Annotated in this window: 11 protein-coding genes; 4 read left to right on the forward strand and 7 right to left on the reverse strand. The window is 63.5% G+C overall.

Annotated features, from left to right (window positions below; all coding sequences use genetic code 11):
* Positions 1-83 precede the first annotated feature (83 nt).
* The gene (locus tag ACREC7_RS13885) at positions 84-446 is read left to right on the forward strand and encodes a DUF779 domain-containing protein (RefSeq protein ID WP_431556293.1); all 363 of its coding nucleotides are present in this window, start codon (positions 84-86) and stop codon (positions 444-446) included.
* Position 447: 1 nt separating this feature from the next.
* On the opposite strand, the gene ACREC7_RS13890 is transcribed toward ACREC7_RS13885, so the two are convergent.
* The gene (locus tag ACREC7_RS13890; protein WP_431556283.1) at positions 448-903 is read right to left on the reverse strand and encodes a DUF4112 domain-containing protein; all 456 of its coding nucleotides are present in this window, start codon (positions 901-903) and stop codon (positions 448-450) included.
* 196 nt (positions 904-1,099) lie between these two features.
* On the opposite strand from ACREC7_RS13890, the gene ACREC7_RS13895 reads away from it, so the two are divergent.
* Positions 1,100-2,452: a dihydrolipoyl dehydrogenase family protein gene (locus ACREC7_RS13895; protein WP_431556284.1), complete on the forward strand. Its 1,353-nt coding sequence runs from the start codon at positions 1,100-1,102 to the stop codon at positions 2,450-2,452.
* Between the two features lie 183 nt (positions 2,453-2,635).
* On the opposite strand, the gene ybaL is transcribed toward ACREC7_RS13895, so the two are convergent.
* The 4 genes from ybaL to ACREC7_RS13915 form a co-directional block, all read right to left on the reverse strand.
* Complete coding sequence (gene ybaL / locus ACREC7_RS13900) at positions 2,636-4,372, reverse strand: YbaL family putative K(+) efflux transporter (RefSeq protein WP_431556285.1); 1,737 nt, start codon at positions 4,370-4,372, stop codon at positions 2,636-2,638.
* 105 nt (positions 4,373-4,477) lie between these two features.
* Positions 4,478-5,299, reverse strand: coding sequence for a sulfotransferase family protein (locus tag ACREC7_RS13905; protein WP_431556286.1), 822 nt, complete (start codon positions 5,297-5,299; stop codon positions 4,478-4,480).
* Between the two features lie 73 nt (positions 5,300-5,372).
* Entirely contained in the window at positions 5,373-6,749 is a 1,377-nt protein-coding gene (locus ACREC7_RS13910; protein ID WP_431556287.1) for a tyrosinase family protein, read from the reverse strand.
* A gap of 231 nt (positions 6,750-6,980) precedes the next feature.
* Positions 6,981-7,502 (reverse strand): hypothetical protein, encoded by a 522-nt coding sequence (locus ACREC7_RS13915; protein WP_431556288.1) that lies wholly within the window; start codon positions 7,500-7,502, stop codon positions 6,981-6,983.
* A gap of 254 nt (positions 7,503-7,756) precedes the next feature.
* Here ACREC7_RS13915 and ACREC7_RS13920 point away from each other — a divergent pair, with 254 nt between their 5' ends.
* Both ACREC7_RS13920 and ACREC7_RS13925 read left to right on the forward strand, forming a co-directional pair.
* Positions 7,757-7,981 (forward strand): hypothetical protein, encoded by a 225-nt coding sequence (locus tag ACREC7_RS13920; RefSeq protein ID WP_431556289.1) that lies wholly within the window; start codon positions 7,757-7,759, stop codon positions 7,979-7,981.
* 130 nt (positions 7,982-8,111) lie between these two features.
* Positions 8,112-8,318, forward strand: a complete 207-nt coding sequence (locus ACREC7_RS13925) for a TOBE domain-containing protein (RefSeq protein ID WP_431556290.1) — start codon at positions 8,112-8,114, stop codon at positions 8,316-8,318.
* 40 nt (positions 8,319-8,358) lie between these two features.
* On the opposite strand, the gene ACREC7_RS13930 is transcribed toward ACREC7_RS13925, so the two are convergent.
* Together ACREC7_RS13930 and ACREC7_RS13935 are read right to left on the reverse strand one after the other, a co-directional pair.
* Positions 8,359-9,339 carry an SRPBCC domain-containing protein gene (locus ACREC7_RS13930; RefSeq protein WP_431556291.1) on the reverse strand — a complete coding sequence of 327 codons (981 nt, stop codon included), beginning with the start codon at positions 9,337-9,339 and terminating at the stop codon, positions 8,359-8,361.
* Positions 9,320-9,660: ArsR/SmtB family transcription factor (locus ACREC7_RS13935; RefSeq protein ID WP_431556292.1), on the reverse strand; the 341-nt coding region annotated here is incomplete at its 5' end. The genes ACREC7_RS13935 and ACREC7_RS13930, both read right to left, overlap by 20 nt.

The following is a 9,660-nucleotide window of genomic DNA, read 5'->3' on the forward strand; positions in this document are numbered from 1 at the left end:
GAGACCGCCACCCGGCGCGCGTCGCGCGCCGACCTCCCCACAAGGGGGAGGTATGCACCGCCACTTTGCGCTATTCTTGCCAAATGGTCGAACGGGTGCTTGCCACTGATGCCGCGATCGAACTGATCGAGCGATTGCGCGCGAAGCACGGGCCGCTGATGTTCCACCAGTCAGGCGGATGCTGCGACGGCTCGTCGCCGATGTGCTACCCGAGGACCGAGTTCCGCATCGGCGGCAACGACCAATATCTCGGCGAGATCGGCGGCTGCCCGGTGTACATGGACGCCGACCAATTCGCCTATTGGAAGCATACCCAGCTCATCATCGATGTTGTGCCGGGACGCGGCGGCGGCTTCTCGCTCGAGGCGCCGGAGGGCGTGCGCTTCCTGACGCGCAGCCGTGTGTTCACCGACGAGGAAGCCGACGCTCTCGAAGGCGCGGATTAGGCTAATCCACCTCCCACTTGCCCGAACGGCTGTTCAAATGCGCCTCGAGCAGCCGCGCGTTCTTGCGGTTCGCCTTCCAGGCGACGTCGAACAGATCGCCGACCACCGGCACCGAGCCGACCAGGAAATCGACACCGACATTGCCGAGCATGCGCGCCAGCGTGAGCTTGGAGGCGCCGCTCTGCCAGGCATGATGGACGATGAGGAGCGAGATGACGCTCGTCATGGCGTCGCCAAGGCCTGGCAACAGGCCCAGGATCAGGTCGAGGCCGAAGCGGATATTGGTGCCGGGAATGGCGAACTGATCGTCCATCAGGCACGCGATGAAGCGCACCTGCTTAAGCCGCTGCTCGTGCGTCAGGCCTTTGCTGTAGTCGCGCCAGAAATCGGCGGCGGACCTGCCCCGCGCACCGCCATAGGCAAAGGCACGTCCGAAAACCTGCTCCGTGCTGCTCATCGTCGGCAAAACTCCCACTTCCGGTAGCCCCATATGGGGGCGCGCGCCCGCACATCAAGGTTGAGACGGTAACGAGGACCCTGGCGCCGAGGTTCCCCCCCTGGCCTGTCCTCCAATTCGTCCTTTCGCCGCGACTATGGCAATAATGCTTCCTGGGCATTGGAAAGACGGGCCATGCCTCGGCTAAATCAAGCTCATGGCATCCGATAGCTACGATGTGCTGATCCTGGGCGGCGGCAATGCCGGCTTCGGCGTCACCGTGCCGACCCGCGAGGCCGGCATGAAGGTGGCGATGGTCGAGGAACGCGACCTTGGCGGAACCTGCCCAAATCGGGGCTGCACGCCGAAAAAGGTCCTGGTCGCCGCCGGCCACGCTCTGCACGAGATCGGCCAAGCCCACGTCCACCACATCGACGTGAGCAAGCCGAAGCTCGACTGGGCGGCGCTGATCGACCGCGAAAAGGAGATGATCGGCGGCATCCCAGACTCCCTCGCCGAGACGCTTCAAGAGCGCGGAGTCGACCTCTTTCGCGACAGCGCCAGCTTCGTGGGACCTAATGCGGTCAAGGTGGGCAGCCGGACCATCGAGGCGAAGCATATCGTCATCGCCACCGGCTCACGCCCGCGGCCTCTGCCTATTCCCGGCGCCGAGCTGATGATCACCTCTGACGAAGTGCTGAGCGATCGCGAGCAGCCAGGCAGCGTGCTGTTCGTCGGCGGCGGCGTGATCGCGCTCGAACTCGGCCATGTCTATGCGCGGGCCGGCACCAAGGTCACCATTCTCGAAGCTCTACCGCACCTTCTGCCGGCGCTCGATGAGGACGCAGTCGAGCAGATCAGGCAGGAGAGCGCGCGCATCGGCATCGACGTGCAGGCGAGCGTCAAAGTCTCGCGCGTCGAGACGACCGGCAATCAGTTGCGTACGACCTTCGCCACAAACGGCAAGGAGCAGGCGGTCGTCTCCGACCGCGTGGTCAACGGCGCCGGCCGCATCGCCAATGTCGAGCATCTCGACCTCGACGCCGGCCGTGTCCAACATGGCAACTTCCGCATCTCCGTCGACGCGCATTTGCGCTCGACGTCGAACCCTGCCGTCCATGCCTGCGGCGATGTGCTCTCAGGCCCGCCCCAGCTTTCGCCCATCGCCACCTATGAGGGGCGGATCGTCGGCACCAACATCGTCGAGGGGCCGAAGCACACGCCCGACTATGCGAGCCTTCCGTCCGCCGTCTACACCGTCCCTGCGCTTGCCACCGTCGGGCTCACCGAGGCGCAGGCCAAGGAGAAGGGTCTCAAGACCAAGATCACGGTCAGCGACATGGAATATTGGTTCTCGACGCGGACCTACGCCGAGACCAAGGCCTGGGCGAAAGTGATCGTGGATGAGGCGAGCGACCAGATCCTCGGCGCCCATATGGTCGGGCACGCGGCCGAAGAACTGATCAACATCTTCGGGCTCGCCAAGAAGCACGGCATCACCGCCACCCAGCTCCGCGACTTTATCTACGCCTATCCGTCCTTCTCCTCCGACATCAAGCACATGCTGTAAGGGATGCCCCTGCCCTTTGTCATTGCCCGGCACTCGGGTCTGGCTTCGCCAGCCCGAGCACAAGCTTGATGATCCGGGCGATCCAGTAACCAACGCTGTGCTTAGCCTTACGAAGCCTGCGTTTACTGGATGCCCGCCTTCGCGGGCATGACAACACCACGAGGTGCGCGGGTTCGCTCGCGGCTACTCGGTGAGAACCGGCGCCGCAGGCGCTCCGCTCGCCTTGACGGCCTTGCCCGGCGCCAACACCGCGTTGCGCACGTCCTCGATCATCGCCTTGGCGATTTCGAGCTCGCCCATGATCACGGTGGTGGCGCCGTGCTTCTTCAAGTGAAGCACCTCCTCCTCGGAATGAGCCCGGGCGATGATCAGCAGATCAGGATTTGCCTTGCGCGCCTGCATCACGGCCTGGCCGCCCTCGAAGGCATCGGGGATCGCCACCAACAGGCAGCTTGCGGCGCCGAGATTGGCCGAGCGCACGACTTCAGGATCGGCGGCGTTGCCGGTGATGGTCTCGATGCTTTGCTGGCGAAGCTCGGCCGCAGCGTCCTGATCGCTCTCGATGACGAGGTAAGGCAATTTGGCCTCGCGCAGCGCTTCGCTCACCACGCTGCCGACCCGGCCATGGCCGACCAGGACGACGTGATCGGTGAGCCTGGTCGTCGGGATCGGCTCGCGGCCACGCGCCTCGGGCGGAGGACCGGGCTCGACATCGCCGGCTTCCGCCGCGGCGCGCCATAGTGGCAGGCGGTCGATCAACTCCATGAGCAGAGGATTGAGCAGGATCGAGATGATGGCGCCGGCAAGAATCAGGTCGCGCGCGTCTGACGGCAGGATCGCGAGGCTGACACCGAGCCCAGCAAGGATGAAGGAAAACTCGCCGATCTGCGCGAGCGACACCGAGATGGTGAGCGCCGTCGGCGCCTGATGGCCGAACAGCCGCACCACAAGGTAGGCTGCCGCGCTCTTGGCGATCAGGATGATGAAGATGGTGGCGAACAGCGCGCCAGGCGCCTCGATGAGGATGCGCGGGTCGAACAACATGCCGACCGAAACGAAGAACAGCACGGCAAAGGCGTCGCGCAAGGGAAGCGACTCGGTCGCCGCCTGCTGGCTCAGCCGCGACTCGCTCAGGATCATGCCGGCGAAGAAGGCGCCGAGCGCGAGCGATACGCCGAACAGCTCGGTTGCGAGGTAGGCGAAGCCGAGCGCGATCGACAGCACGGCGAGGCGGAACAGCTCGCGGCTGCCGGTATGGGCCACGTAATGCAAGATCAGCGGGATGACCTTCCTGCCCACCAAGAGCATGACCACGACAAAGGCTGCGACCTTGCCGAGCGTGAGGGTAATCGCTTCCAGCAGCTGCGACGGGTCAGGCCCGTCCCCGGTGCCTCTGAGCACGCCGGCGAGTGCCGGCAGCAGCACCAACACCAGCACCATGCCGAGATCCTGGACCACGAGCCAGCCGACGGTGATCCGCCCGCGCTCGGTGTCGAGCAGCCGCCGCTCCTGAAGCAGGCGCAACAGCACCACGGTGCTGGCGATGGAGAGCGCGATGCCGAAAACGATGCCGGCTCCCGGCGTCCAGCCCTGCCACCAGCCGACCGCCATGCCGAGCGGTGTCGCCACCAGCCCCTGCGCCAAAGCGCCGGGAACGGCGATGGCGCGCACCGACAGCAGGTCCTCGAGGGAGAAATGCAAGCCAACCCCGAACATCAGCAGGATGACGCCGATTTCGGCGAGCTGATTGGCGACGCTCTGATCGGCGACGAAGCCCGGCGTGAACGGGCCGATGGCAATGCCGGCGATGAGATAGCCGATCAGCGGCGGCAGCTTCAGGCGCTGGGCCACGAGACCGAAGCCGAAGGCAAGCACAAGGCCCACGGCGAGCGTCGAGATGAGCGGAGCCGAATGCGGCATGCGAAGAGCCCTTGGCGGCAGAAGACCAGCGCGCAATTAGGCCCGTGAATGGGGGCCGCGACAAGGCTCTTGCCGCGTTTTCGATTAAACGGCCTCGCGCTTCGTTCAGCGCACGGCGCCGGTCTTGGGCAGTGTCTGCCGCGATAGGAGGGTGCCTAAGTCGATGGCGCGCTGCCGGAGCGGCGAGAGGCTCTTCTTCCAGCCTTCGTCGAGCACAAGCTCGCTTTTCGCATCGAAGCGAACGTGGTTGCCGGCGACCTCGTGCTTCTCGGCTTCGGCCCAAGCGAGCTGGCGCGGATCGAAGGTGAGCCCTAGAGGCTGCAAGATGCTCGCCAAGGTGGCCGCCGGATCGCGCACCAGATCCTCGTAATGCACCACGCTGTGCGGCACCGATTTCAGCGTCCGGCGGATCTGCTCGTGGATCAGCTCGTAGCGGAAGATGTGCTGGAGGAAGCCGCCGTGCTTGCGCGTCACCGAATTGATCTGCCCCTTGGGGTCGCGCACGATATGCACCGGATAGACGTCGAGCTCGGGAAGCCGCATCAAATAGGCGAGACGCTTGGGCAGCTTCGACGAGTCGACGACGAAAGCCTTGCCGGTGACCTCGGCGATCGCTTTGAACACGACGGCGTTAGGCGCCTGCGCGGCGCCGGTCTCGCCATAGTCGAGCATATCGAGATCGGTAAGCGACTTGCCGGCGGTCTCGCGGGTGCGCGTATCGACGCGCGACCAGACCGGGCATTGCCAAAGCGACGGCGCCCCGCAGGAGCAGGGCACGGAGGTCTGCTTGCGCGGATGGTTGATGCCGAGTTGCCGATTGAGCTTCAGCACCTCACCGGCCGAGAAGATCGCGGGATGGGCGTTGAGCATCAGGTCGAGCAGCGTCGAGCCGCTATGGCTCGTTCCGGCGATGTAGATCACCCGCATGGGAGGAGGTGTATCACGCGAGCGCGGCGGCCACGCAACAGGTTAAGCGGGCACTGCTGTCATCGGTTTCGCCTCAGGACGAAACCAATGAAACGCTGGCGATCCTCGGTGCGGACCCCTCGCTGGGCGCGCCGGTCGGAACGAGAGTGACGTTGGGTTCGCGGGAAAGGCGGCCTTCTTTTTGCAGCTCCCTCACGCGATCAGTGACCACGAAGCTGTAATTGCGCCCCTTTCCTTTCGGCTCCGCGGCCTCATGCTGCTCGTCGTGGGGCGCAACGTCAAAAAACGAAAGCGAACCCACGTAAGCGCTTTCCGAGCGTTTGAGTTCTCCCTCACCGGAGGGATCGAGATAGACGTCGTAACCCGCGTCGGGTGGGGCTGAAGCATTGACGTCGTTCAGCCGAAGATAAAAGACACTGTCCTCCTTAAGAGACTGCAACTGGACCGACAGATCTTTCTTGATGCCCTGGAAGTTCAGCTCGGGAGCGGGTTGAGTCGTCAACTTCACGGTTGTCGGGCTCGCACCGAGCGTCACCGGCCCCGAGACACGGCGAGCGACGGCACGTATGGCGAAGACCTCAACGGTCAGTTTGGATGGGAAGGGCGGACTGCCCGGCGGCCGGTCGATATAGCGGTCGTAGTCGTAGTCGAGATCGTTCAGATCGAGAACCGAACCCACACTGCCCTCGACTAGAGCCCCATTGCTGTCGGCAAATGTGAACTTTTCATTCTTAAAGCCTGGGGAGCTTGGATTGGCACCTCCGGCTTTGATCCAACTCGCCCACAGGCGATCGATGTTGCAATGGTGCAGCCAGAAAATGGGATCGTTGGCCGCCCACGGTACCCTGCCCATGCCTCTCTGGTTGCCAACGTCGCCATGCACCGACCCGTGTGGGTTGTTATCGACATTCGAGCAGAGGCCGGCATCCCCCGTGGTCTGTCCATAGACGATCGACTTCATGGCCTTGATGTCGATCGGGCTGGCGCCGCTGATCTGATCGATCGGCACCCCATCGTTGGTGTCTCGATTTCGGTCGGGTCGGAACAACGGCTTCCACGCCGCATCGCCTGACGACCGGAACTGCACCGGCAAGATCCGGTTCTGCGGACTCGGCCCGGTATAGTTCCAATAGGGAAGCGTGAATTTCGGCTCACCGGAAACCTGCCTGATGATTCTCTCGAAGTAGATCAGGAAGAGGCGATGCCAAGGAAAAAAGAAGTCTTCCCGTGCGGGATTGCGGTGCGCCTCGCACGTGTTCCACATCTTATTGGCAAGGGCTCTGACTGGGTCCGAGGCATTGGGGTAGATGCGCGCAAGTTCGGCCGCCTTTGTCCGGTCGTTGGGTATGGCGTGGGTGTACCACTGAAATAACCAGCTGAGCGGACTGCCAGGATTGCTCTGGGTGGTCGCCATCATTGTCCCAACGGCGCCAGCGTAGATCTTCAGCATGGCCTGGCCTTCGGCGGAGGTCACGTCATGGCGAGTGAGTTTGGCCGCCGCCTCTGCATGGGCAAAGCGTCCCAGCCAATCGGACAGCGGGACAGTGGCCGCCGCGAGCGCGCCGGCGCTGGTGGCGACGAAGTTTCGTCTGGTTTGCATCGGGGTGCTCCTCAAGACGCTGCGATTGAGGATTTAGCGACTATACGTGGAACCCCGTCGGCCTACAACTATTGAGAGTAGCTAATTCTCGTAGATATCAATTTTCGCGACCGAAGCGCGACTGCCCTCGGCCGGCCGGCCGGTGGGAACGAAGGTTACCGAGATTGGCCCGCTGAGGCGGCCAATTTCTTCGAGCCTGACGAGAGTCGGAGAAATCTCGAAACTGACGAGCCTTGACGGCTCGGCCGCGGTTGGGGGCATGCCGAAGAAATTGATGGCACCGACATAACCTTCGTCGTCCGTCGACGACTTTGCCTTCTCATCAAGGTTGAGAAAAACGAGATACCCAGTTTCGGGATCCGGATCAGCGGCGAGCCCACCGAGCACCAGAGTGAACCTGTGGGTTTTTGCCCGGTTCGCCAGTCCTGCCGGGCTTGTGCGTTCATCCAATTGCAGAAATACGCGCGTCGGCTTCGGCGCCAAAGTTAGATTGGTGCCATCCCACGAGGCGACCAAAGACGCGGCTGAGACCGGTGTCGCGATCACAACGCAAAGCCCCACAAACGCCACACTACGAAAGGTAGCCACGATCACTCTCAACAAGCGCCGGCGCCAGGCAAAAGCCGCGCCGCGTCCGCTACCAGATGTATGGTGCTCAGCGCCCAATTCAATGTCGGGGGTCGCCGAGGCCGGGCATGTCTTCGGCCTGCGACATAACGGGCTGCGACATTTCAGGGTGCGACATCTGAACAAGGAAACAAACGAGGCGACTGGCGTTCGGCCGGTGAATGGCCGTCGTGCCCCCCTTCCCTCAACCCCCGGCGCGACGATGATCATTCCTACAAAGGAGACCTGTCATGTTCACCAAAACCGCAGTCGCGCTCGCCGCGGCTTCGCTCGCGCTCGGCGCCACCGCCGTCGGCCCGGCGAACGCCAACTACGACTATTGCACCGAGAATCCGAGCGCCGCGAAGTGCCCGGGCAATTACGACGTCACCAAGGAGTCGTTCTACGTGGCGCCGCATAGAAGCGCGGAGCATGAAATGCATCCCGCCACCACGCCCCGCCGCCATCACGGCTAGTGGTGCTGTCCTCGCGTGAGCGATTGAAGGTTGGCAGGAGAGATCTCCTGCCAACTTTCGTTGCCCCCTTGGCTCAGGAGCGATAGAACCTGCCATCCTGCATCGCTCGTAAGACCCGGAAGGATGGCCCATGAGAATTTCTGCCCGCAACGCGTTGCCCGGCAAGATCGTCGACATCAAGAAGGGCGCGACCACAGCCCATGTGCGGATCGACGTCAACGGCATCATCGTCACCGCCTCCATCACCAACGAAGCGGTCGACGATCTCGGCCTCAAGGTCGGCGACAAGGTCCACGCCGTGATCAAGGCGTCGGACGTAATGGTGGCTATTCCTTAGGCCACCGATCACGTCCTCGCGTGCAGGAGGGGGGAACTCCTTACGCGGTCTTGGCGAGATAGTCGGCGAGCTGGTCGAGGGTGCCCGTATAGCCGCCCTCCATGCTCTTGAATCCATCCTCGAAGATCTTCCGTTCATGCGCGGTGGCGTTGATGGCCACGGAGTGGAGGGTCAACGCGGTCTTGCCGCCCTGTTCGGTAAACGTGGCGGTGTTGAGCATCTCCGCCGGCCATTCCGGGCTCAGGAAATGGCGCGTAATCCCGCCTTTGGGATCGGAGAAGGATACCACGTAGACCATGCGCTCGGGCTTGACGATCTCGCGATAAATGAAGCGGCCCCACATCTCCTGGCCGGTCGGCGAGCGAAGCCCATAATGGAACATGCCGCCAGGGCGGAAATCGAGCGTGCCGGTGACCCAGGTGAAGCCCTTCGGCCTCCACCACTGTTTCAGGCCATCGAGCTCGCTATGCGCCTTCCACACGAGATCGCGCGGCGCATCGAACACGCGGGAGATGACGAAGGCGCGCGAGGTGCCAATGACCCCGCCGGCGACGTGCTCGTCGAGACGGGCAAGATGCTGCTCGCCGCCTTCGACGGCGCCGTGTTCCTTGACCACGCGGTCGCGCTCTTCTCGCGTCGGGAACACCGACCGAATAGTGACCCTGGTCCTGTTGCCTTCAGCCACGAACGTCACCGTAGTCTGGAAGCTGATGACCGGCTCGAGATCCTCGTCGCCACTGTGGCTGTAGACGAGGCGCTCAGGCGGCACGATTTCGAGATAGGTGATCTTGTTCTGGTAGTCGCGGCCGTCAGGCCCGTGCATGACGAAGCGCCAGACGCCGCCGGGCTTGACCTCCATCTTGTGCGTCGTGGTGGTGAAGCCGCGCGGCCCCCACCATTGCACCACCTGCTCGGGATCGGTCCAGGCGTCGAATACGCGCTCCCGCGGCGCATCGATCAGGCGCGACAGGACGATCTCGCGATCGGTCGGCATCCTCGCATCAGCGGCCATGGCGTCCATGCCTCTTCCCTTTCTTTTGCTTCGCTTGCACATCGCGGAGATAGCTCTCCAGCCGGTCGAAACGCTCGTCCCAGAACTCGCGGTAGCGCTCGAGCCATTCATCGACGCCCTTGAGACCGCCAGGCGCGATGCGGCACGGGCGCCATTGCGCCTCGCGCCCGCGCTCGATGAGGCCTGCCCGCTCGAGTACCTTGAGGTGCTTGGAGACCGCAGGCCCGCTCATCTTGAACGGTTTGGCAATCTCGTTGACCGTGGTCTCGCCAAGCGCAAGCCGCGCGAGGATCGCGCGTCGCGTCGGGTCGGCGAGGGCTGCGAAGGTGA

The sequence above is a fragment of the Methyloceanibacter sp. genome (assembly GCF_050728395.1).
Classification (GTDB): Bacteria; Pseudomonadota; Alphaproteobacteria; order Rhizobiales; family Methyloligellaceae; genus Methyloceanibacter.